Below are 24069 nucleotides of genomic sequence, written 5' to 3' on the forward strand. Positions count from 1 at the left end.
AGCGAGGCAAATGCATATGAAAATGAAAGAAACATTGCAATTAGGAAAAACAGCTTTTCCAATGCGTGGGAACTTGCCAAACCGTGAAGCAGAATGGCAAAAAGACTGGGAAGAAAAAGGCTTATATGAACAACGTCAAAAATTAAACGAAGGAAAACCAACCTTTGTTTTACATGATGGCCCTCCGTATGCAAACGGAAATATTCATTTAGGACATTCTTTGAATAAAATCAGTAAAGATATTATTATTCGTTCAAAATCAATGTCTGGTTTCCGTTCTCCTTATGTGCCTGGTTGGGATACTCATGGTTTACCAATTGAGCAAGTGTTAACCAATAAAGGGGTTAAACGTAAAGAAATGACTGTCGCTGAGTATCGCGAAAAATGTAAAGAGTATGCCTTATCACAAGTCGATAAACAACGTAACGATTTTAAACGTTTAGGTGTGTCAGGCGATTGGGAACATCCATACATTACGTTAGATCCAGAGTATGAAGCAGCAGAAATTCGTGTTTTTGGTAAGATGGCAGAAAAAGGCTATATTTATAAAGGTTTAAAACCAATTTATTGGTCTCCTTCAAGTGAATCTTCTTTAGCAGAAGCAGAAATTGAATACAAAGATGTAAAATCACCTTCTATTTACGTAGCTTTTAATGTGGCCGATGGTAAAGGTCTTTTAGATAACGAGACAGCCTTCGTCATCTGGACGACAACCCCTTGGACATTACCAGCCAACTTAGGTATTTCAGTTAATCCTGATTTTACGTATGTTGAAGTGAAGGCAGACGGTCGTAAATTTGTAATTGCTAAAGATTTATTAACAACAGTTAAAGAAGCGATTGGTTGGGAAGAAGTAGAAGTCTTGCGAGAATTTTCTGGTGAAAAATTAGATCGTATGACAGCTCAACATCCATTCTATGATCGAACATCACTTGTTATGCTAGGCGACCACGTGACGCTAGATGCCGGGACTGGCTTAGTTCATACCGCACCAGGACATGGTGAAGATGACTATATCGTTAGCCGTAAATATGATTTACCTGTTATTTCTCCTGTTGACAGCCGTGGGGTCTTTACAGATGAAGCACCTGGTTTTGAAGGAATTTTCTATGACAAAGCGAATCCAATGATTACTGAGTTATTAGAAGAAAAAGGCGCGTTATTAAAATTAGATTTCTTTACGCATAGTTATCCACATGATTGGCGTACCAAAAAACCAGTTATCTACCGTGCAACGCCACAATGGTTTGCTTCAATCTCTAAATTCCGTCAAGATATTTTAGATGAAGTTGAGAAAGTTGACTGGCTAATTCCTTGGGGAAAAACACGTTTATATAATATGATTCGTGACCGTGGTGATTGGGTAATCTCTCGCCAAAGAGCGTGGGGTGTACCATTACCGATCTTCTATGCTGAAAATGGGGAAGCCATCATTACGCCAGAAACAATTGAACATGTAGCGAATTTATTTGCAGAACATGGATCAAATATCTGGTTTATGCGTGAAGCAAAAGAGTTACTACCAGCAGGCTTTACACATCCAGGTTCACCAAATGGCGAGTTTACCAAAGAAACAGATATCATGGACGTTTGGTTTGACTCAGGTTCTTCACATGAAGGAGTTTTACGAGAAAGAGAAGAGTTAACTTTCCCAGCAGATATGTATTTAGAAGGTTCTGACCAATATCGTGGTTGGTTTAACTCAAGTATTACAACAAGTGTCGCTATCAATGGAGTAGCGCCTTATAAATCAATTATTTCTCAAGGGATGGTTCTCGATGGCGAAGGCCGTAAGATGAGTAAATCGTTAGGCAATACTATCTTACCTGAAAAAGTTATCAATCAAATGGGGGCAGATATCTTACGCTTGTGGGTAAGTAGTGTTGACGCGGAAGCCGATGTGCGTGTCTCAATGGATATCTTAAACCAAGTATCTGAAGTGTACCGGAAAATCCGTAATACTATGCGTTTCTTGTTAGCGAATACGAGTGATTTTAATCCAGCTGAGCATACTGTAGCTTATGCCGATTTACGTTCTGTAGATAAATACATGACGGTTCGTTTAAATCAAGTCATTCAAGAAATCCGTGAAAATGGTTATGAAAAATATAATTTCATGCATATTTATCGGACAGTTATGAACTTCTTAACTGTAGATTTATCTTCTTTCTATTTAGACTTTGCGAAAGATGTCGTTTATATTGAAGCTGAAAACGATTATCAACGTCGTTGTATGCAGACTGTTTTCTATCAAACATTGGTTTCGTTAACAAAATTATTGACACCAATTATTCCACATACAGCGGAAGAAATTTGGAGTTTCTTACAAGAAGAAGAAGAGTATGTGCAATTAGCTGAATTCCCAGGTTACGAAACGTTTACTAATGAAGAAGAATTGATGGATACATGGGCAGCCTTTATGGATTTCCGTGACAATGTCTTAAAAGCGTTGGAAGAAGCTCGTCATTCTAAATTAATCGGTAAATCGTTAGAAGCCAAAGTGACCGTTTATCCAAATGAACAAATTCGTCAATTAATGACAGCTGTTGATGCAGATATTGCTCAATTACTAATTGTTTCCGACTTTGAAGTATCAAAAGAAGTAGCACCTAGTGAAGCTGTTCAATTTGAAGACATGGCTATTTTAGTTGAAAAAGCAGAAGGCGAAACGTGTGACCGTTGTCGTTCCGTTCGTCAAGATGTCGGCTCAGATGAAAAATTACCAACACTTTGTGGCCGTTGTGCACACATTGTTGAAGAAAATTATCCAGAAGCGGTTGCTGAAGGATTCGAATAAACAAGAAAAAAGATCCGCTAGTCGTTAACTAGCGGATCTTTTTTGGCTTATTTATTGATCAAGTTGACCGCGGTCACGGTACCAGTTATCTGGTTGCCATTCCCAAGTAAAGCCATCTTTTTCTAATAAGTCGAAGGCAGCTTGCGGGCCCATTGTGCCAGCGGCATAATTAGGGAAAGAAACGTCTGTTTTATCCCAAGCATGTCGAATAATGTCAACAATGCGCCAAGATTGGGCAACTTCGTCCCAATGAGAGAAGTTTGTACTATCGCCATTTAGGCAGTCTAATAGAAGTTTTTCGTATGCTTCTGGACTATTTTCAGTCATTTCAGCACTTTGACGGAAATCAAGTTTCACTGGAGTTGTATTGAACCCTTGACCGATTTCTTTTCCATTTAAGGTTAATGAAAATCCTTCAGTTGGTTGGATATAGATAGTTAAAACATTCGGTGGTAAATCGGTTTTATCGCATTCTTCACACGTATCATCTTTGAAGACATTAATAGGTACTTGTTTAAAGACGATGTTAATGCGTGTGCCTTTTTCAGTTAATCGTTTACCTGTGCGAACATAGAAAGGGACGCCAGACCAACGGAAATTATCAATTAAAAATTTACCAGCAACAAAAGTTTCAGTGGATGAAGTTTCTGCCACATTTGGTTCATCACGATAGGCTGCAAATGTTTGATCAGCTAGCTGACCTTCGCCGTATTGTCCACGCACGAAATTTTGAAGGGCTTCTTCTTCAGAATAAAGGCGGATGGCACGTAAAGCTTTTACTTTTTCAGTCCGAATTTCTTTTTCAGAAAAGGCAACAGGAGGCTCCATAGAAAGCAATGCAACGACTTGTAAAATATGATTTTGAACCATATCTTTTAGTGCGCCACTGTGGTCATAATAGCCGCCACGATCCTCGACACCTAAGCTTTCAGCGAAGGTGATTTGGACATTATCAATGTAACGATTGTTCCATTGTGATTCAAAAATATTATTGGCAAAACGAATGGCTGAAATATTTTGGATCATTTCTTTGCCTAAGTAATGGTCAATTCGGAAAATATCTTGTTCAGGAAATGCAGCACGAATTTCTTCATTTAATTCGTAGGCAGATTCATAATCAGAACCAAATGGCTTTTCGATAATTAGACGATCAAAGCCTTCTTCCGAAATAATATGTTGTGATTTCAAGTGATTAACAATGGTTCCAAAGAATTGAGGGGCCATAGCTAAATAGTAAACATGATTGCCTTCTAAGTGGTATTGTTCATTTAGGCGATCAGATAATTCTTTTAAGGTATTATAATGTTCCGTATCATTCACATTATGTGATTGGTAATAGAAATGACTAGAAAATTCAGTTGCCTCTTCGGCCGTGGGATTTAAGTCTTGAATGGTTTCACGGACGATTTCACGATAGTATTCGTCTGTCCATTCCCGACGTGCGGTACCAATCACCGCAAAACGCTCAGCTAATAATCCTTTTTTATATAAGCGGAACAGGGAAGGATACAATTTACGTTTGGCAAGATCACCTGTCCCCCCGAAAATAGTAAATAATGCTACTTTTTCATTCATTAGTTTTCCTCACTTTCTCTAATCAACGGCTCAACAAAAATTGTGTTTGCTGCTTTAAAGCTGACGGATAATTCTTTGTTTTCATTATAAATGGTGATCGGTCCTTCATATGCAGCAATTTCTTTAATCGTATATTCTTCTTGAATATTTAAATCAATGGAAACTAAATAATCCAGTAATTCTTTTTCGTCTAAGACACGTGCAATCCGAATTTTTGTGCCAACAGGGTAGTCTGTTAACGTTTGGCGTTTCTCCTCATGAATGGGTTGATTATCTTCGGGAATAACACCACCGTGTGGACAAAATTCTGGATGATTTAAATAATCCGCTAAACGGTTCACAAGCGTCTGTGAAGTAACATGTTCTAAAACTTCTGCCTCTTCGTGCACATCATTCCAAGTGTAATTTAAGTGCTCTACTAAAAAGACTTCCCAGATTCGGTGTTTGCGAATTAACGTACTCGCTTTTTTTAAGCCTTTTTCAGTTAATTGTACCCCTTGATAAGGAGAATGCTCAACCAAATCTTCTTTTACTAACTTTGAAATCATCTCACTAACCGAAGCTGCCGAAACATCGAGTCCAGAAACAATTTGTTTATTATTCACTTTAACTTCGTCGCCACCTAATTCAAAAATTAATTTTAAATAGTCTTCGCGATTTGGTGTCATAGGGGCTCATCCTTTCAAAAAAACATCATCCTAAGTTTATCAGAAAAAGGCGCATTTGACTATTTAATAATATTCAAGTTGTAAGAAAACTTTCTGAATGCTTTTGCAAGGGATGTAAAAAAATAAATCACCCACCGCACATACTTCATTTTATGTGTCGTGGGTGATTTATTAATTGTAAATGGCCCGTTCTAGTGTGTAGGTTTCGTCGTCGGCTTCATCGTAAAGCGTCGCAGGGACACCATTTTCACATTGAATGATTAAATGGTAACCTAACTTGTCTAAGATAACTAAGCGTTTAGGGGTTAATTCAACAAGCAAGGCATGCGTTTGTTTGCCATCAATGAAAACATTGAAAGATGAGGTGATTTCTAAGGTGTGTTGCGTGGCTTTCTTCACGTCCACAAACCACCAATGCCCAGTATAGTTGTGTTGAAGCTCCTGTGGGGAAGGGAGCTGTTTATTTTTTTTCCAGAGGATAGAGCCTGCTAATCCAGTAAGTAAAGATGCACCAACCAAGAAAGTCCAATGTTTTTTCAAAGAAATTCCTCCTAACCTTCATTTTCATTTATTCGTCTTCGTTACCTTTATTATATAGAACTTGTCTAAAATATTCGACTAAATCGCTGAGAATTGACAAATATTTAATGATTGACACAAGATAGTAAAATTGTTGGTTTTGGTCTATACTTTTCCTTGTTTTTTTATGGTATAGTGTGTAAGAAAGGAAGTCTGTGTATGAAGTACCCGAATGTCCAACTTGCTTATTTTATCGAACGACCCAATCGGTTTATTGCACACTGTCGTTTAATGGAAACGAATGAAGAAGTAATCACACATGTCAAAAATACTGGCAGAGGGAAAGAAGTTTTTTTACCAGGTGCTGTTGTGGCGCTTAGTTATCAACCATCGCCTAAAAGAAAAACAGATTACGATTTGATTGCAGTAAAAAAAGGTTCTTTTTGGATTAATATTGATAGCCAAGTACCGAATACATTAGTCAATGAAGCGTTAAAAAATGGTCAAATTGTGCTTCCTGGTTTAGTTGGTACGATCCAAACTGTTAAACGTGAGCAACGATTTGCACATTCAAAATTTGATTTTCTAGTGGAAACGGATGCGGACGAACAAGCTTTTGTCGAAGTGAAAGGCATGACTTTAGAAAATAAAGGCATCGGTGCTTTTCCTGACGCGCCAACACTTCGTGGCTTGAAGCATGTCACTGAACTAATGGCTGCAACTAAAGCGGGTTACCGCTGTTACATTTTGTTTGTGGTCCAATTTGAAGAAATTAAGCAAGCAACGCTTCACCAAGAGATGCAACCCGCCTTTGCTGAAAATGTGGGTGCTGCAATTGATCAAGGTGTGCAAGTCCTTGCTTACAATTGCCACGTAACACCAGCAACGATTGAACTTAAGTCACAGGTAACCTTTGATTTATTACAGGCATTTGATGATCCTAATAAATAACTTGAAGAACTCCTAGCGCTTTAAGGCAGGGTAATTACGTGACTTTTGTACGAGAGATTACTATTATAAAGAGAGTAAATAAACAAAAAATGGAGGTTTTTGATTATGATACATTTAGGCGTAATTGGTACCAATTGGATTAGTCATCAATTTGTTGCAGCAGCTTTAGAAACGGGTGCGTATGATTTAACGGCTGTTTATTCTCGGAAACTAGCAACGGCACAAGAATTTGGTTCTCGCTATGGGGATGTGGAATATGCAATTGATTTAGAGACGTTTTTTGGTATTGCACATATGGATACGGTTTATATTGCCTCACCAAATTCATTACATTTTGAACAAGCGAAACAAGCAATTTTAGCGAAAAAAAATGTAATTGTTGAAAAACCAGCTTTTTCAACGCCTGATGAGATGGCAGAAATTATTGAATTAGCGAATAAAAATCGTGTGTATTTCTTTGAAGCGGCCCGTAATATTCATGAGCAAAGTTTCCAAAAAATTGCTGAATTATTGCCATTAAAAAACCAAATTTTAGGTGCGAATTTTACGTATATGAAATATTCTTCTCGCTATGATCAAGTATTAGAAGGCAAAGAGCCAAATATTTTTTCTCCTCATTTTTCTGGGGGAGCCTTAGCGGATTTAGGCGTTTATTTAGTTTATGCAGCCTTAGGCTGGTTTGGCGTACCAAACGAAAGCCATTATTTTGCTAGTAAAATTGCGACAGGTGTCGATGGCTTAGGAACAATTATTTTACGATATGATCAGTTTGACGTGACGTTAAACACTGGGAAAATTAGTGATTCTTTTGCGCCATCCGAAATTTACTTTGAAAACGGGACCTTGATTTTAGATAGTGTCAATGCTATTTCTTCGGCTGAGTACCATGATCGCGCACATGAAGAACGTGATGTCTTAGATATTCAAGTAGCCGATAATCCAATGATTGAAGAAGCCCGTGATTTTGCAGCAGTTTTAAATAACCCAACAGATAAGTATTGGGGCACCAAGTATGAAGAATGGGTTGAGCTTGCTCGAAATGTCAATAAAGTAGTCACTGATTTACGTCATAGTGCCGGCATTATTTTTGATGCTGATAAATAAGAATTAAGCGATAGGAAAGGAACAATATGAGATTTTTAGAACAACTTCCAGAGGCTTGGCAAGAACAGTGGCAAGCTTCTGGCTTTAACGAACCATCAACAATTCAAGAAAAAAGTTTTACGCCCCTTCGCGAAGGAGAAAATGTTTTAGGAATTTCGCCGACAGGAACTGGAAAAACACTTGCTTACATGCTGCCTTTACTCTTAACTGTTGAAAAAGGACAGGGAAATCAATTGTTGATTATTGCTCCGTCTCAAGAATTAGCTATGCAAATTGCTGAAGTTGCTCGGACTTGGGCTAAGCCACTTCAATTAAAGGTTCAAACGTTAATCGGCGGGGCAAATGTTTCACGCCAGATTGACAAGTTAAAAAAACGTCCCGAAGTGTTAATCGGAACACCAGGTCGAATTTTAGAGTTAATGAAGAATAAAAAAGTCAAAGCTCAGTTGTTAAAAACAATCGTAATGGATGAAGTTGATCAACTTTTCCAAGAGGAAGAGCTAAGTTTAACCAAGCAAATTTTGACACACACACCAACCGAATACCAACTTGTTTTTTATTCAGCGACTGCTGATCGTGTCGTGAATCAAGCGCAATCTTTAAGCCAAAAATTACAGGTGATTGATGTGACGGAAGAAGATACTTCAGCAGGCCAAGTCGCCCACTACTTTATTCGGTTAGCACCAAGAAAAAAAGCTGATTACTTACGTCGTTTGGCCCATACAGAAGCATTCAGAAGCATGGTCTTTTTCAATCAAGTTGCTGATTTAGGTGCAGCAGAAGAAAAATTAGTTTATGAGAATGTTCCGGCTATTGGTCTGGCTTCAGATCAAAGTAAACAGTTGCGTAAATTGGCGATCGATCAATTTAAAGCAGAACGAGTGAAGTTGTTATTAACCACGGATATTGCGGCACGGGGCTTAGATTTCACTGGGGTCCCTTACGTCGTAAACGTAGATGTTCCTTTAACCGAAGAGAGCTATATTCATCGTTCTGGTCGCGTTGGCCGGATGGGTGCACAAGGGGCAGTGATTACGTTTATCAACGATGGCACCAAAAGGGATTATCAACGTTTGATGAAACAATTGGCCATTCCTTATCAGGAAATCTTTTTATATGATGGTGCACTTCATGAACAGCCAAAAGCCAAAGATGAACTAGAAAAAAAGAACGTAGTCAAAGATACGTATTCAGAAAAAAAGAGTACGAAAGAAAGAAAACCAGAAACAGTAAATTCTGTTGTCAAAGAACCACAAGAAACACGCAAAAAGAAGAAAAACAAAAAGAAAAACACGAAAAACAAAGGAGCTCGTAAAGCGAAGAAATAACGCTTTACGAGCTTCAAGCAGAACGTTGTATCGAGGAGGATTCCATGAAATCTCGGAAGGAAGAAATCTTAGCGTTACTTCAAAAAAATGAAACTGGCTTAACGGCAGGAGCGGTAGCAGAACAGTTAATGATTGATCGCAGTAATGCCAGCCGTTATTTAAATGAATTATTCAAAGAAAAGAAAATTACTAGAAGTACTGGACGTCCTGTTATCTATTCAGTGCCAACAATCAATGAAGGAGAACAAGTCCATGTAGATGAGTCCACCTCTGTTAGTTTTGACACATTAGTAGGTGCCAATGATTCTTTAAAAGTGAGTATTCAGCAGGCTAAGGCGGCTATTTTATATCCACCAAGAGGTTTGCATACGATTATTTTTGGGAAAACAGGAACAGGGAAATCTCTTTTTGCTGAATGTATGTACCGTTTTGCCATTGATTCAAAAACCTTAGATGAAGATGCCCCTTTTGTCTCTTTTAATTGTGCTGATTATGCACAAAACCCACAATTATTATTTGGTCATATCTTTGGCGTAAAAAAAGGTGCCTATACTGGTGCGAATGAAGATAGTCCAGGCTTAATGGCAAAAGCAGATGGCGGGATTCTCTTTTTAGATGAAATTCATCGCTTACCGCCAGAAGGTCAAGAAATGCTCTTTACGTTTATTGATAAAGGCGTGTACCGTCCATTAGGAGAAAGTGGTCAAACCTATGAAGCCTCTGTTCAAATTATTGGTGCGACAACGGAATCCTCAGAAAACTTTTTAACCACTTTTAATCGGCGGATTCCGATGTCGATTACATTACCATCTTTAGATGCACGGACGCTAGATGAGCGTTATGCCATCATTTCGTTATTTATTCAGCAAGAGGCAACACGTTTGGGCCAACAAATTGATATCGAACGCGAAGCAGTTTTGGCGTTCATGTTATACGATGCAGAAGGAAATATTGGTCAGGTGAAGCGGGACTTAAAATTAGTTTGTGCTAAGTCATTTCTTTATTATCGGACGCACAATTTAGAACACTTGGTTATCCGTAAACGGGATTTGTCGTTACCTGTCCAAAAAGGATTATTAAAAATTAAAGAAGTACCTGAGCGCTTGGATCAATTTGTCGACAGTAAAAGTAATTATTTATCTTTCCAACCAGGTACCAACAAAATTGTTTGGTCGCAAGATCCAGCTAGAGACATGCAAGTTTACAATGAAATCGAAGAAAAAGTCGCTGACTTGTCTGAAGCTGACTTAGAAAATGTTGATTTAGAAGAATTGATTTCTAAAGATATGAATGCGTATTTTAAAAATTATGTCGAAGAATTAACCCAACATTCTTTACATAAGGAGTTATTACCAGAAGCTATTTGGGACTTAACGAATCGTCTTTATGATATCGCAGAAGAGCGTTTGGAACACACGTACAACGAAACAGCACGCTTTGCCTTTGCGCTTCATTTACAAAGTACGATTGAACGTGTCAAAGAAGGTCACGTGATTGTCCATCCTGATTTAAATAATGTCCGTAAAAATATGAAAAAAGAATTTCAAGTAGCCTTAGATTTATCTTCTATTATTGAAGAAGAGAACAACATAGAGATTCCTTTCGATGAAATTGGCTTTATTAGTATGTTTTTATCTATTAATGTCGGTAAAGAAGAAAGAACTCCAGAAAATAATGTTGGTGTGTTCGTCTTAATGCATGGGGATTCTACTGCCTCAAGTATGTTGAAAACCGCCCAAGAACTTTTAGGAACATCAATCGGAACAGCGATGAATATGCCGTTAACGATGGAAGTTCAAACAATGTATGAACAATTACGAAACCAAGTAATTACGCAAAAAGAATCGTTAAATAATGGGATTTTATTACTGACTGATATGGGTTCATTAAATTCGTTTGGAAATATGTTGTTTGAAGAAACAGGTATCCGAACGAAGGCGATTACAATGACGAGCACAATGATTGTCTTAGAAGCTATTCGAATGGCAAGCGTGGGACGAAGTTTAGAGGACATTTACCAAAATATTCAACTTTCTTTTGAAAGCGTTGTGAGAGAACAATTTCGTTCTAGTCTGCAAAAACGTCAAAACGTTAAAAAAGCAGTAATCGTGACGTGCTTTACTGGAGAAGGGGTTGCCGCAAAACTATACCAACGAATCTTACCCGTTATTGATGAAACAAAAGTGGAACTGATTCAAATGCAATTTATTGAACGAGAAACGTTTAAAAAGCATATCGACAACTTGATGGAAGAATATGAAATTAAGGCCATTGCGGGAACTGTGGATGTTGAATATCAAAATATTCCTTTCTTTTCTGTCTATGATATTTTTGATGATGAAAAATTAAATGTACTGAAACGGATTGCTAGTGATGAAGTGGCGATTGATACAATTGTTCATTCACTAAGTGGCGTCATTACTTCTGTGGACTCCTTACAAAAATTAATTCTCATGTTACAAAAAACAGTTCATCAAATACAAACAGACATGCATATTATTGTTGAACCAGGGGTGGATGCCGGAATCATGATTCATTTGGCTTTTCTGGTAGATGCTTTAATTAAAGGAGAAGAAGCAAGAACTTTTCCAAACTTAGCGGAATATGTTAAAACACATCGTTTAGAAATCGATGTCGTACGCACGAATTTTATGTTAATTGAACGGGCATATCGTGTGACGATTCCAGAAGCGGAAGTTGCGCATGTTACCCAAATGTTCTTAGAAAATGAAATTAAAAGTAAACAATAATAAATAAAAAAACATCAAGAAATGAGAAAACGCTCTCTTTTTTCTTGATGTTTTCTTTTTGTAAGTTACACACAATTTCATGTGTGTAAGCGTTTTCTTTTAGTGTGTGCACGCTTTTTTCGATGACAAAAGCTGTTATATCAGTATTTTAGTGAGGGAAAAACTTGGCACAATTATTGCTATAAATAAAGTGTATAACATCATAACTTTTAAGGAGATGAAGAAAAAATGGCAAAAAAAACAATTATGTTAGTTTGTTCCGCAGGAATGAGCACGAGTTTATTAGTAACAAAAATGCAAAAAGCAGCAGAAGATCGTGGCATGGAAGCAGACATCTTTGCAGTATCGGCTTCTGAAGCAGATACAAACTTGGAAAATAAAGAGGTGAATGTTTTACTTTTAGGTCCACAAGTTCGTTTCATGAAAGGGCAATTTGAACAAAAATTACAACCAAAAGGGATTCCTTTAGATGTAATTAACATGGCAGATTATGGCATGATGAATGGCGAAAAAGTTTTAGATCAAGCAATCTCATTAATGGGATAAGGAATTAAAACGTTTAAGAAAAGTGAATAGCAAACAAGGATAGTGCATGTTACCAAAGGTTTTATTTTGTACGCTCGATTCATTCGTTTAATGAGGCTACTGCCTTTTTAATAAATATAAATGGATACAGGAGGAATAAAAATGAACGGATTAATGGCATGGATGGAAAAATATATCTTACCAACTGCCGCAAAAATTGGTGCACAGAAACATCTGGTGGCACTAAGGGATGCTTTTATTGGTACATTACCTGCGACAATGGCTGGATCAGTCGCCGTAATGATTAACGCAATTATTCGAGATCTTCCCCAAGAGTTTGTCTCAACTTATGCGGCAAGTTTGGAAGCAGACAAAGGTATTTTTGCAGTATTGAATGTCATCATTGGGATTAATGGTTTTGTTTGGAATGGTACATTGGCTATCGCTGGTTTGATTTTCGCTTTTTCTTGGGGCTATAACTTAGCGAAAGCATACAATGTGAATGAGCTAGCTGGTGGGATTGTCAGTTTAGCTACCTTAATTTCAGGTGTTGCTTTTGCACCAAATAACACAGCTGAATTAGCTGTGAAAGTGCCAGAAAAGATTGCCAACGCAATTAATGGGGCAGAAATTGGTGCGTCAATTGCTAATAATCAATTGACTGTCAATCCATGGGGTTGGTTAAATCTCAACCATCTAAATGGTAACGCTTTCTTTACGGTGATGATTATGGGCGCTTTATCAACCATTATTTTTTGTAAATTAATGCAAGCGGATTTAACAATAAAAATGCCTGATTCTGTTCCACCAGCAGTTTCAAAAGCGTTTGCGGCAATTTTACCAGCAACAATCGCATTGTATGTCGTAGCAATTATTAACTTTACGGTGTCAAAACTTTCAGGCGGTCAATTATTAATTGACTTAATTCAAAAATATATCGCGGAACCGTTCCTTGGGTTATCACAAGGACTAGGAGCTGTGTTAATCGTAACAGTTTTTGTTCAAATTTTCTGGTTCTTTGGTATTCATGGGCCAAACGTTTTGGCACCAGTTCTTGAAGGAATTTGGGGACAAGCACAATTAATCAATATTGATATTTTCCAAAAAGGTTATGAAGGAAAAACAGGAACAGCTGCGGTTTTAGCCGCTATTGACGACGGTAAAGCCTACATGTGGGTCCGTGGTTCGTTTGATGCTTTTGCTTGGTTTGGTGGTTCAGGCGGTACAATTGTCCTAATTATTGCAATCTTGTTATTCTCCAAACGAGCAGATTATTTAACAGTCGGTAAATTATCATTAGGACCTGGGATCTTTAATATCAATGAACCGATTATGTTTGGTTTACCAGTTGTTCTGAATCCAATTATGTTTATTCCATTTGTAATTGCGCCATTAGTTGCTACTACAATTGGCTGGGTTGCAACGTATCTTGGGCTAGTCGCCCCAGTTTCTCAACAAGTCGCATGGGTGACACCGCCGTTGCTATTATCTTTCTTAGCGACAGGTGCTGACTGGCGCGCACCAATCGTAGCGTTGGTATGTATGGTAGTCACTTTCTTGATTTGGACACCGTTTGTTATCGCTGCTAACAAAATGGATCCTGCATTAGGCGAAAGTGAGCAATAGGCAATAAAAACAGCAATTACTTGTATAGAAAGGAGCGAGCGGCATGATTTCGATTGCAAGTGCAATGAAGCAAGAGGAAATTATTACTTTATTAGAGGCATATCAAGGGGAAAATGAAACATTTACTTTTAAAGAAAAGAATGGTATTAAGTTATTTTTTGAAGTTGAAGGAGACCCTGAAACTGCTGCACAAGTTGCAAAACAGCTGATTAAGGAACAACCTTGGGGTGGCGTTTTATACTTCCAAGCAACGGTAGTCTAAAAAGATAGGATGGATGAAAATGATTAGAAATGGATTATTTTTATGTAGTATTGGCTTCTTGATTGTTTTGTATTCGTTGAATCCCAGCTCCTTAAACTATGATTTATTAAGTCTGACAACGGGGATTTTTTTCATTGGACTTGGTGGTTACCTGTTTTTTAAAGGAAAAAAAGTTGCTGAAGAAGAGGCGACAAAGGATGAGGTGAAACGGTAATGGAAATTACGAAAACATTAACTATTTCAGCAGATGAATTTTACACGCAATTAATGAATTCTGTTATTTTTGATATCCGTAAGCAAACAGGCAAAACTCTTACAAGAAAGCAGTTACGTAAGTTTGAATATATCAAAGAATATAGTAAAAATAGTCGCGCGAAAATAGTTATTGAAGAAGCTGTAGAAAATAAGACCTATCAATTTCGAACATCCACAACTAAAAATGATTTCTCGGTGCGGTATGAGCTCCAGCCAATTGATGAAAAAAGCTGTGAACTGCGTTATACAGAAACAATGGTTTCTTATGGGGCGTTACAAAAACTGAATGACGCAGTATTAGGTATCTTTTTAAGTTATTTTAAAAAGAAACAGTTTTATAAAATGCTTAAAATGATGGAAACTGCTTAAAGGGAAAAAGCGGCTTTTGTCCAGTTGATTCTTTTCAGCTTTAGAAAGTGAGCGATGAGTCGTTTCGACTTATCGCTCACTTTTTTTTGTTGCCCTATTATTTTGGAAACGCACACAAAAAAGCTGTGTGTAATCGTTTTATTTTTAGTGTGTACACGCTTTCTATGTTTAAAAACGTTGTCATATCAAGGTTTTTAATGTGTTAAAACTTGGCACGCTTCTTGCTTATATAAAGGTGTAAAGCAAAACAAAGAGAATTTAGGAGATGAAGGAAAATGGCAAAAAAAACAATTATGTTAGTTTGTTCCGCAGGAATGAGCACAAGTTTATTAGTAACAAAAATGCAAAAAGCAGCAGAAGATCGTGGTATGGAAGCAGACATCTTTGCAGTATCGGCTTCTGAAGCTGATACAAACTTGGAAAATAAAGAGGTAAATGTTTTATTATTAGGCCCACAAGTTCGTTTCATGAAAGGGCAATTTGAACAAAAATTACAACCAAAAGGGATTCCTTTAGATGTAATTAACATGGCGGACTATGGCATGATGAATGGCGAAAAAGTTTTAGATCAAGCAATTTCATTAATGGGATCATCAAACTAGAGCAGAAAATGGGGTAGAGGTAATGGACGGACAACAGAACTTAGAAGCAATCATGGGTTTAATCATGTATGGCGGAAATGCTAAAAGCGATGCAATGGAAGCGATTGCCGCAGCAAAATCGGGGGATTTTGAATTAGCAGACAAAAAAATTGCAGATGCAGAAGAATCACTTGTACATGCACATCATTCGCAAACAGGAATGTTAACAGAAGAAGCAAAAGGCAATAACATGCAAGTAACATTGTTAACAGTGCACAGTCAAGATCATTTAATGACTGCGATTGCATTTACAGATTTAGCAAAAGAAATTATCGATCTTTATCGCCGTATTGATAACGAGTAATCTCGTTGTCAATGCGTCTTATAAGAAAAACGGGCTTGAGAAAGCTTTAATTAGGAGGAATAACAATGGACGGATTTGTTCAATGGATGGAGAAACACTTTATGCCGAAAGCGTCAGTAATCGCAGCGCAACGGCACTTGGTAGCAATTCGTGACGCGTTTGTCGTAACGATGCCATTAATGATTTTAGGGGCTTTGGCGGTATTAATTAATAATATTCCAATTCCAGGATATGAGGACTTTTTAAACAAAATTTTCCCAATGATGTATAACGATGCACCAATTTGGAAAAGCTTTGGTGGTAACATTTGGAACGGTACATTCGCAATCTTTGCCGTTTTAGTAGCCTTTTTAGTAGCACACAATTTAGTTAAATCTTATGGAAAAGACGGCATTGCAGCCGGTACAGTTTCTGTAGCTTCATTCTTCGCAGTTGGCGGCTTAGAAGGTATGGGCGCAACTGGATTATTTATTGCTTTGATTATTGCACTTATTTCAGGAGAACTATTCCAACGTTTATCTGGCAATCCTAAATTAGTTATCAAAATGCCTGATGGTGTACCACCAGCAGTAGCAAAATCATTTGCGGCATTATTACCAGCAATGATTACAATCAGTTTATTTAGTTTAATCACATCAATTCTATTTGCTTTAGGAATTGACAATATCGTTATTTCATTCTATGAAGCAGTTCAACAACCATTTATGGGACTTGCAAACAGCTACCCATCAGCATTATTGTTAGCTTTCATTACACCATTCTTATGGTTCTTTGGTTTACATGGTGCCAACATGGTTGACCCATTAATGCAAACAATCAACGTACCAGCGATTGATGCGAACATTAAAGCTTTAGAAGCAGGTAAAGCAATTCCTTATATTGTAAACAAACCTTTCTTTGATTCATTTGTAAACTTAGGTGGAACAGGGGCAACATTAGGTCTGTTAATTGCTATCTTTATCGTTGGTCGTCGTAACAAACCATACAAAGTCATTACAAACTTAAGTTTAGCACCAGGACTATTTAATATTAATGAACCAGTCATGTTCGGTTTACCAATTGTTTTAAACCCAATTATGTTTATCCCATTCATTTTAGTCCCAATGGTTCTTGTAACTGTTGCGTATGTGGCGACAGCAACTGGTTTAGTACCAGCTGCAACCTTTATGCCACCTTGGGTAACACCACCAATTATTGGCGGATTTTTAGCAACGAAGAGTATCGCCGGCGGAGTTTTAGCAGCTGTTAACTTATTGATTTCTATTTTGATCTACATGCCTTTCGTAAAAGTAGCAACAGATCAATACTTGAAACAAGAAGCAGCCGCAGAAGCAGCTGAGTAAAAAATCGAAGGATTGAATCGTCCGGACTCTTACGGAGGGTTCAATCCTTTTTTTAATGATTAAATCGTAAAGGAGCAAATAACATGAAATATCAATTTCCAGAAAATTTTTGGTGGGGTTCTGCAGCCAGCGGTCCTCAAACAGAAGGCGTTTTTGAAGGTGATGGTAAAGGTCAAAATATTTGGGATTTTTGGTATCAAGAAGCGCCAGAAAAATTTTTTCAACAAGTCGGTCCAGATAAGACCTCACAATTTTATAAAAAATACCAAGAAGATATTCAGTTAATGAAAGAAACGGGACATAACTCTTTTCGAACATCCATTCAATGGAGCCGTTTAATTCCAGATCCTACAACAGGAAAAGTCAATCAAACAGCAGTTGATTTTTATAATCAAGTCATTGATGATTTATTAGAACACGGGATTGAGCCCTTTATGAACTTGTATCATTTTGATATGCCGATGGTACTTCAAGAAAAAGGCGGTTGGGAAAGCCGTGAAGTGGTTGATTTGTATGTTGACTTTGCCAAAACCTGTTTTGAATTGTTTGGCGATCGCGTGAAAAAATGGTTTACGCACAATGAACCAATTGTACCAGTTGAAGGTGGTTATCTCTATGGCTGGCATTATCCTGATAAAGTGAATCTAAAAGAAGGGATTCAAGTACTCTATCATGAAGCTTTAGCTAGTGCCAAAGCGATTGCCGTCTATCACTCTATGAACTTATCAGGTGAAATTGGCATTATTTTAAACTTAACGCCGACTTATCCTCGTGATGAGCACAACGAAGCCGATGTAAATGCGGCTAAATTTGTCGATGGTTTCTTTAATCGTTCGTTTTTAGACCCGGCTGTTAAAGGTCATTTTCCAGAAGATATGGTTGCTTGGGCGAAAGCAAATGACTTATTGCCAGAAACAACGCCAGAAGATTTAGCAATAATTGCTGAAAATACTGTGGACTTATTAGGAGTAAACTACTATCAACCACGTCGTGCCAAAGCAAAAGAAACACCTGTTGAAACACGACCAGAAGGCTTACTTCCAGAAGATTTTTATGATGTCTACGATATGCCTGGCAAAAAAATGAATCCTTACCGTGGCTGGGAAATCTACGAAAAAGGTATTTATGATACATTAATGAATTTAAAAGAAAATTATGGCAACATTCGCTGCTACATTTCAGAAAATGGCATGGGCGTAGAAGGAGAAGAACGCTTTGTCAATGAACAAGGAGTCATTGAAGATGATTATCGGATTGAATTCGTGCAAGATCACTTGAAATGGGTGCACCAAGCGATTCAAGAAGGTAGTAATGTTCAAGGATATCATATGTGGACGTGTATGGATAACTGGTCTTGGCTCAATGCCTATAAAAATCGTTATGGCTTCATCGCTGTGGATTTAGATGATGATGCGAAACGGACCATTAAGAAAAGCGGTCGTTGGTTCAAAGAAATGACAGCAAATAACGGCTTTTAGAAAGAGAACCGTTTCTGTGATAAAATGAATTGATACAATGTGCGAGGAGGAAAGAAAATGACAACTAAAAGAGTCAAAAAAATGGGCAAAGAAGAAATGAAAGAGATGTTTGATCTTGTTATCTATGCTTTTAATCAGGAACCCACGGCGGAACGCCAAGAACGTTTTGAAAAATTGTTGTCACATACGCAAAGCTATGGCTTCCTAATTGATGAGCAGTTAACAAGTCAAGTGATGGCGACACCTTTTCAAGTGAATTTCCATGGTGTCCGCTATCCCATGGCTGGAATTGGCTATGTGGCTTCTTATCCAGAATATCGTGGTGAAGGCGGCATCTCTGCTATTATGAAAGAAATGTTGGCTGATTTAGCGAAACAAAAGGTTGCCCTTTCTTACTTAGCACCGTTTTCATATCCATTTTATCGTCAATATGGCTATGAACAAACATTTGAACAAGCAGAGTATACAATTAAAACGGAAGATTGGCCACGTGTTAAACGAGTTCCGGGTACCATTAAACGAGTTTCTTGGGCTGACGGTAAAGAGGTCATTAAAGACGTATACCTTGAAAATCAAAGAGCGCACTCTGGTGGTGTGATCCGTGAAACTTGGTGGCTGGATTATACGCTGAATCGTGCAAGTAAACCAAATAATCAAGCGATTTATTATTCGTCAGAAGGGAAAGCAGAAGGCTATGTGATTTATCGGATAGCTGCTGGCACCTTTGAAATCGTAGAATGGAACTATTTAACTAATACAGCTTTTAAAGCTTTAGCTGGGTTTATTGGCTCACATAGTGGTTCCGTTCAATCGTTCCATTGGATTAATGGTTTTGCTGGAAAAGATTTAAATGATTTAATGCCAACGCCAGCAGCTTCTGTAAAAATTTTACCTTACATGATGGCACGAATCGTTGAGTTACAAACATTTCTGGAAAAATATCCATTTCAATCAGGAGAAAAAGAAACGTATTCTTTAGAGATTGAAGATTCCTATGGGCCATGGAATGAAGGCATTTGGACAATCACAATTGACGAACAAGGAAAAGCAACAGTGACTAAAGGTGCTGCGGAAAAAGAAGGGACTGCTGCTTTGAAAGCAGATATCCAAACGTGGACGCAACTATTCTTGGGCTATCGTTCAGCAGAGACGTTATCTTTTTATGAACGCTTGCAAGGAGACGCAACGACAGCTCAACGTTTAGGACAACGTTTAGTCAAAGGCATGCCAATTTTAGAAGATTATTTTTAAAAGTGTGTTTATTCGCAAAAAATGACAGAACCTACTATAATAAAAATGTAAAAAGAATTATTTTAGAAAGGTGATGGGGACAATGGCGAAAACGAAACAAGAAAAAGTTGCACGCAATAATAAAATTGGGCAATATATAGCTATTGCGACAGGACTTTATTATTTAGGAAAAATGATTCTTGATCGGCGGCAAAAAAATAATAGATAAACGAATGACGTGTTTCACTGAAAGAAAGTATCTCGCATAATTGTTTATGCGGGATACTTTCTTTTTGTCTATTGACAGATGTAGTGAAGACTTCTAAAATTAAAACAGATTGTTCTCGTAGCTCAGTAGGATAGAGCAACCGCCTCCTAAGCGGTAGGTCGCTGGTTCAATTCCAGTCGGGAACGTAAAAAGGCAAGCAAATTTAGGGGGGAAGACAGATGGCGATTACTATAAATATTTATTATAGTGGGACAAATGGACGTGCAAGAGAATTTGCCAAAGAAATGATTGCCAGCGGAATTGTAGAGGCGATTCGTGCAGAAAAAGGGAATAGTCGCTATGAATACTTTTTTCCAATGGACGATGAAGAAACAGTTCTGCTGATTGATAGTTGGACAGATCAGGAAGCATTAGACAAACACCACGCTTCTCCAATGATGACCCGTATTACGGAACTTAGAGAAAAATATGATTTGCATATGAAAGTAGAAAGATATGTATCAGATGTAACAGACCCCTTGACAAAAGATGCTGCGTTTATAAGAAAATAACCAGAGTGCAATCATTGATCTTAAAATTTAGTGCTAGGAACATCAGCCGTTTCGACTGATGTTCCTAGCACTTTTTATCTTGTAAGGATGAATCATTTGTTACACACGTTAAATTAAAGAAGGACCATTTGTTCTTCAGTCACAGCCGGTTCGGTTAAAATTTTGGCTTGGGCAGCTGCGAGTTTCGCAATAGGTACCCGATAAGGTGAGCAAGAGATGTAGTTTAGGCCAAGTGTTTGGAAAAACGTGATGGATTGCGGATCACCACCGACTTCTCCACATACGCCAATACTCATGTTTGGTTTAGTGCGACGCGCTTTCTCTACAGCTAATTGAATCAATTGACCAACACCTGTTTGATCTAATGATTGAAACGGATCTTGGGTAATGATTTTCTTTTCCCGATACGTATTAATGAATTTACCGATATCATCACGAGAAAAACCATAGGTCATTTGTGTTAAATCATTTGTTCCAAAGCTGAAAAAGTCTGCTTCTTCTGCTAACTGATCCGCAATCAGACAAGCTCTAGGTAGTTCAATCATTGTCCCGATTTCGTAAGGGAAAGGAGTCATCTTATGTTCTTCAAAGAGACCGTCAATCGTTTCTTTTAAAATGCGTTTGAGATAGAGAAGTTCTTCTTTTTCGGCGATTAGAGGAATCATCACTTCTGGATAAACAGTAATTCCTTCTTTGACTAATCGAATGGCACTAGTAAATAAGGCTGTAACTTGCATTTTGTATATTTGTGGTTGGGTCACACCTAAACGACAACCACGATGGCCCAACATTGGATTGGTTTCTTGTAACCGTTCAATTTGTTTGGCGATGGTCACCGGGAACCGTTGTAGTTGCTTCGCCAATAATTGAATATCATTCTTTTCATGAGGTAAAAACTCATGCATCGGCGGATCTAACAAGCGGACCACCATGGGCTTGTCTTGAACTACTTTCAGCATTTGATAAAAGTCTTCCTGTTGAAAATGAAGAAGTTGCTCCAACGCATAGGTTGCTTCCTTTTCAGATTCTGCTAAAATCAGGCGACGCATTTCCAAGACACGCTCTTCACCGAAAAACATATGCTCTGTTCGCGCTAAACCAATCCCCGCTGCGCCAAAACGGATAGCAGTCTCTAAATCTTGTGTAGTTTCTGCATTGGCACGAACAGTTAAATCAGCATATGCATCTGCCCAAGACAAGAGCTCTTGAAGGTCATCGTTATTATCAGCAGAAATTGTAGGAATTTCGCCAAGATAAATTTCCCCCGTTGAGCCATCGACGGAAATGATTGTTCCTTCTAAGATGACTTGTGGCCCGCAGTGTAGTTGTTTGGTTTCTTCATTAACGGTTAAACTTTCACAACCAGTCACACAGCAAGTTCCCATTCCTCGTGCGACCACAGCGGCATGAGAAGTCATTCCGCCACGACTGGTCACAATTGCTTCGCTTACAACCATGCCTTCAATATCTTCTGGTGAAGTTTCTTGACGAACAAGAATGACTTTCTTTCCTAGATTGGTCAGTTCTTTGGCTTTTTCTGCTGTAAAAACAATTTGACCACTTGCTGCACCAGGACTAGCAGGAAGTCCCATAGCTAAACGTTCCATGTGTTGTCGTTTCTCTTGATCAAACACGGGATGAATTAATTGATCAATCGTATCAGGTGTCACACGCAACAGTGCTTCTTGTTTAGTAATGCGATTTTCTTTGGCTAAGTCTAAAGCAATTTTAACCGTAGCTGCGGCGGTTCGTTTCCCGTTTCTTGTTTGTAAAATATATAATTTTTCATTTTCAATGGTAAATTCAATATCTTGCATGTCACGATAATGATATTCTAAAAGTTCTGCGTAATGGCGAAAATCTTGATAAACTTTTGGCATAGTCAAACGTAAACGACGAATGGGTTCTGGCGTCCGAATACCAGCCACTACATCTTCTCCTTGCGCGTTCAAAAGAAACTCTCCAAACAGTTGATTTTCCCCTGTGACCGGATTTCTAGTGAAAACAACGCCAGTGCCACTGTCTAGTCCACGATTGCCGAAAACCATTTCTTGAATGTTGACAGCTGTACCTAAATCATGTGCAATATGATGTAAGTTTCGATAAACCACCGCACGTTGATTATTCCATGAATCAAAAACAGCTTTGATTGCTTCAAAAAGTTGTGCGACAGGGTCTTGCGGGAAGACCACCTGATGTTGTTCAAAAACTTCTTGGTAGCGGACAATCAAGGCAAAATGATCTGCTTCTTGAAAAGCGGTAATTTTTTTGTTTAGCTCTTGTTCCAAGCGCTCTTTTTGTTGGTCAAATAATTCTTTGGGAATGTGATAGACGACGTCTCCAAACATTTGAATAAGTCGGCGATAACAGTCAAAAGCAAAACCAGGAGAGGTTAAGGTCGCAAATTTTTTCACACGTTGATCATTTAAACCTAAATTTAAAATAGTATCCATCATACCAGGCATCGAGAAGGCAGCACCGCTGCGAACGGAAACTAAGAGAATCTCATTGTCCGCGGTAAAAGATTTGCCTGTTTCAGTTTCTAGATTTTTAACCGCTTTCAAAATTTCGGATTGTAAGTGTTCTTCAAAGAAAGTAGCATCTGCCAAATAGTCCATACAGCAACGGGTTGTAATCGTGAATCCTTGCGGAATCGGCAAACCTAAACGTGTCATTTCTGCCAAGTTCGCCCCTTTACCACCAAGAGTCTCTTTACCTTCATTGTGTGTTTCGTTAAAAGAATAAATAAACTTTTTCATGCGTGACCTCCGTTTAATATGTGTCTTATATGTTCAATAAACATCATAATAGACGGAAATAAGTTTGTCAATAGAAAAAGTTTTTTGTCAATATGTTGAAAAAACAATAAATATGTGTATAATTGTAAGCGAATGCACAATTTGTTTAAGAGGAATTGAGGAGGAAATGATGAAATTAAGTAAACGACAAGAGCAAATTATCGCTGTTGTAAAAGAGCATCAGCCAGTTAGTGGTGAACGCATTTCGGACATACTAGCCGTTTCACGTGCGACATTGCGTTCTGATTTGTCTTTTTTAACACTTTCAGGAATTTTAAAAGCAAGTCCGAAAGTTGGGTATACTTACGAAAGTGATAATATGGAGGCTTTTTTCTTTTTTGATGTTTTTCAAACAAAAGTTCAGGAGATCATGAGTCCACCATTGATGGTTGCCCAAGACACCTCAATTCGAGATGCGATTACCAACTTATTTATGTATGATGTCGGTTCTCTTTATGTCATGGATGAAGCAAAAGAATTATTAGGGGTTTTGTCACGAAAAGATTTATTACGGGCCTCTTTAAATACAAATATTGATGGCACACCTGTTGCTGTTTGTATGACAAGAGTGCCACATGTGAAAACCTGCACACCAGAATTTACTATTCTTGAAGCTGCTGACACTTTGCAAAAATACGAAGTGGATTCTTTGCCAGTCGTTGAAAAAGAAAATCCTAAAAAAGTTATTGGAAAAATTACGAAAACGAAAATTTTAACCTATATTACGCAACAAGCGAAAGAAGCCGCACAAAACAGATAAGGGAGC

22 protein-coding genes and 1 tRNA gene are annotated in these 24069 nt (G+C 37.9%); 19 read left to right on the plus strand and 4 right to left on the minus strand.

The window, feature by feature from the left end; translation table 11 throughout:
* Positions 1-16 precede the first annotated feature (16 nt).
* Positions 17-2797 carry an isoleucine--tRNA ligase gene (gene ileS, locus IGK72_RS04145; RefSeq protein ID WP_002381313.1) on the plus strand — a complete coding sequence of 927 codons (2781 nt, stop codon included), beginning with the start codon at positions 17-19 and terminating at the stop codon, positions 2795-2797.
* 51 nt (positions 2798-2848) lie between these two features.
* On the opposite strand, the gene zwf is transcribed toward ileS, so the two are convergent.
* From zwf to IGK72_RS04160, 3 genes are all read right to left on the minus strand, one after another.
* The gene (gene zwf / locus IGK72_RS04150) at positions 2849-4372 is read right to left on the minus strand and encodes a glucose-6-phosphate dehydrogenase (RefSeq protein ID WP_002355906.1); all 1524 of its coding nucleotides are present in this window, start codon (positions 4370-4372) and stop codon (positions 2849-2851) included.
* On the minus strand, positions 4372-5040 hold the full coding sequence (locus tag IGK72_RS04155; protein WP_002358896.1) for a metal-dependent transcriptional regulator: 669 nt from the start codon (positions 5038-5040) through the stop codon (positions 4372-4374). The genes zwf and IGK72_RS04155 overlap by 1 nt, the downstream gene beginning before the upstream one ends.
* Positions 5041-5211: 171 nt before the next feature.
* Positions 5212-5580 (minus strand): DUF4828 domain-containing protein, encoded by a 369-nt coding sequence (locus IGK72_RS04160; RefSeq protein ID WP_002355908.1) that lies wholly within the window; start codon positions 5578-5580, stop codon positions 5212-5214.
* A gap of 198 nt (positions 5581-5778) precedes the next feature.
* Between IGK72_RS04160 and sfsA the strand changes: the two genes are divergently transcribed.
* From sfsA to IGK72_RS04245, 17 genes are all read left to right on the plus strand, one after another.
* Positions 5779-6510 carry a DNA/RNA nuclease SfsA gene (gene sfsA / locus IGK72_RS04165; RefSeq protein ID WP_002379206.1) on the plus strand — a complete coding sequence of 244 codons (732 nt, stop codon included), beginning with the start codon at positions 5779-5781 and terminating at the stop codon, positions 6508-6510.
* A gap of 105 nt (positions 6511-6615) precedes the next feature.
* Positions 6616-7614, plus strand: coding sequence for a Gfo/Idh/MocA family protein (locus IGK72_RS04170; RefSeq protein WP_002355910.1), 999 nt, complete (start codon positions 6616-6618; stop codon positions 7612-7614).
* A 26-nt stretch (positions 7615-7640) separates the two neighbouring features.
* The gene (locus IGK72_RS04175) at positions 7641-8942 is read left to right on the plus strand and encodes a DEAD/DEAH box helicase (protein WP_002379207.1); all 1302 of its coding nucleotides are present in this window, start codon (positions 7641-7643) and stop codon (positions 8940-8942) included.
* A 44-nt stretch (positions 8943-8986) separates the two neighbouring features.
* Positions 8987-11692: a sigma 54-interacting transcriptional regulator gene (locus IGK72_RS04180; RefSeq protein WP_002355912.1), complete on the plus strand. Its 2706-nt coding sequence runs from the start codon at positions 8987-8989 to the stop codon at positions 11690-11692.
* 228 nt (positions 11693-11920) lie between these two features.
* On the plus strand, positions 11921-12238 hold the full coding sequence (locus IGK72_RS04185; protein WP_002355913.1) for a PTS sugar transporter subunit IIB: 318 nt from the start codon (positions 11921-11923) through the stop codon (positions 12236-12238).
* Positions 12239-12379: 141 nt separating this feature from the next.
* Complete coding sequence (locus IGK72_RS04190; protein ID WP_002364646.1) at positions 12380-13843, plus strand: PTS sugar transporter subunit IIC; 1464 nt, start codon at positions 12380-12382, stop codon at positions 13841-13843.
* 43 nt (positions 13844-13886) lie between these two features.
* Positions 13887-14105 carry a hypothetical protein gene (locus IGK72_RS04195; RefSeq protein ID WP_002355915.1) on the plus strand — a complete coding sequence of 73 codons (219 nt, stop codon included), beginning with the start codon at positions 13887-13889 and terminating at the stop codon, positions 14103-14105.
* A 13-nt stretch (positions 14106-14118) separates the two neighbouring features.
* On the plus strand, positions 14119-14319 hold the full coding sequence (locus IGK72_RS04200; RefSeq protein WP_002355916.1) for a DUF3188 domain-containing protein: 201 nt from the start codon (positions 14119-14121) through the stop codon (positions 14317-14319).
* Complete coding sequence (locus IGK72_RS04205) at positions 14319-14729, plus strand: DUF3284 domain-containing protein (protein WP_002355917.1); 411 nt, start codon at positions 14319-14321, stop codon at positions 14727-14729. The genes IGK72_RS04200 and IGK72_RS04205 overlap by 1 nt, the downstream gene beginning before the upstream one ends.
* Before the next feature lie 275 nt (positions 14730-15004).
* Positions 15005-15331 (plus strand): PTS sugar transporter subunit IIB, encoded by a 327-nt coding sequence (locus IGK72_RS04210; protein WP_002355918.1) that lies wholly within the window; start codon positions 15005-15007, stop codon positions 15329-15331.
* 22 nt (positions 15332-15353) lie between these two features.
* Positions 15354-15674: a PTS lactose/cellobiose transporter subunit IIA gene (locus tag IGK72_RS04215; protein ID WP_002355919.1), complete on the plus strand. Its 321-nt coding sequence runs from the start codon at positions 15354-15356 to the stop codon at positions 15672-15674.
* Positions 15675-15739: 65 nt separating this feature from the next.
* Positions 15740-17017 carry a PTS sugar transporter subunit IIC gene (locus IGK72_RS04220; RefSeq protein ID WP_002355920.1) on the plus strand — a complete coding sequence of 426 codons (1278 nt, stop codon included), beginning with the start codon at positions 15740-15742 and terminating at the stop codon, positions 17015-17017.
* 83 nt (positions 17018-17100) lie between these two features.
* On the plus strand, positions 17101-18495 hold the full coding sequence (locus IGK72_RS04225; protein WP_002355921.1) for a glycoside hydrolase family 1 protein: 1395 nt from the start codon (positions 17101-17103) through the stop codon (positions 18493-18495).
* 57 nt (positions 18496-18552) lie between these two features.
* Entirely contained in the window at positions 18553-19746 is a 1194-nt protein-coding gene (locus IGK72_RS04230; RefSeq protein ID WP_002355922.1) for a GNAT family N-acetyltransferase, read from the plus strand.
* An 82-nt stretch (positions 19747-19828) separates the two neighbouring features.
* Positions 19829-19954, plus strand: coding sequence for a hypothetical protein (locus tag IGK72_RS04235; RefSeq protein ID WP_002414508.1), 126 nt, complete (start codon positions 19829-19831; stop codon positions 19952-19954).
* 111 nt (positions 19955-20065) lie between these two features.
* Positions 20066-20139 (plus strand) — tRNA-Arg (locus tag IGK72_RS04240).
* 33 nt (positions 20140-20172) lie between these two features.
* Positions 20173-20505, plus strand: a complete 333-nt coding sequence (locus IGK72_RS04245) for a putative quinol monooxygenase (protein WP_002358903.1) — start codon at positions 20173-20175, stop codon at positions 20503-20505.
* A gap of 113 nt (positions 20506-20618) precedes the next feature.
* Here IGK72_RS04245 and ppdK read toward each other — a convergent pair whose 3' ends face one another.
* Positions 20619-23264 (minus strand): pyruvate, phosphate dikinase, encoded by a 2646-nt coding sequence (ppdK, locus tag IGK72_RS04250; RefSeq protein WP_002363418.1) that lies wholly within the window; start codon positions 23262-23264, stop codon positions 20619-20621.
* Positions 23265-23433: 169 nt separating this feature from the next.
* Here ppdK and IGK72_RS04255 point away from each other — a divergent pair, with 169 nt between their 5' ends.
* Positions 23434-24063 carry a helix-turn-helix transcriptional regulator gene (locus IGK72_RS04255; RefSeq protein WP_002355926.1) on the plus strand — a complete coding sequence of 210 codons (630 nt, stop codon included), beginning with the start codon at positions 23434-23436 and terminating at the stop codon, positions 24061-24063.
* The last annotated feature ends 6 nt before the right edge of the window (positions 24064-24069 follow it).

Origin of the sequence: Enterococcus sp. DIV0183 (genome assembly GCF_050541505.1) — a bacterium.
Lineage (GTDB): Bacteria > Bacillota > Bacilli > Lactobacillales > Enterococcaceae > Enterococcus > Enterococcus faecalis.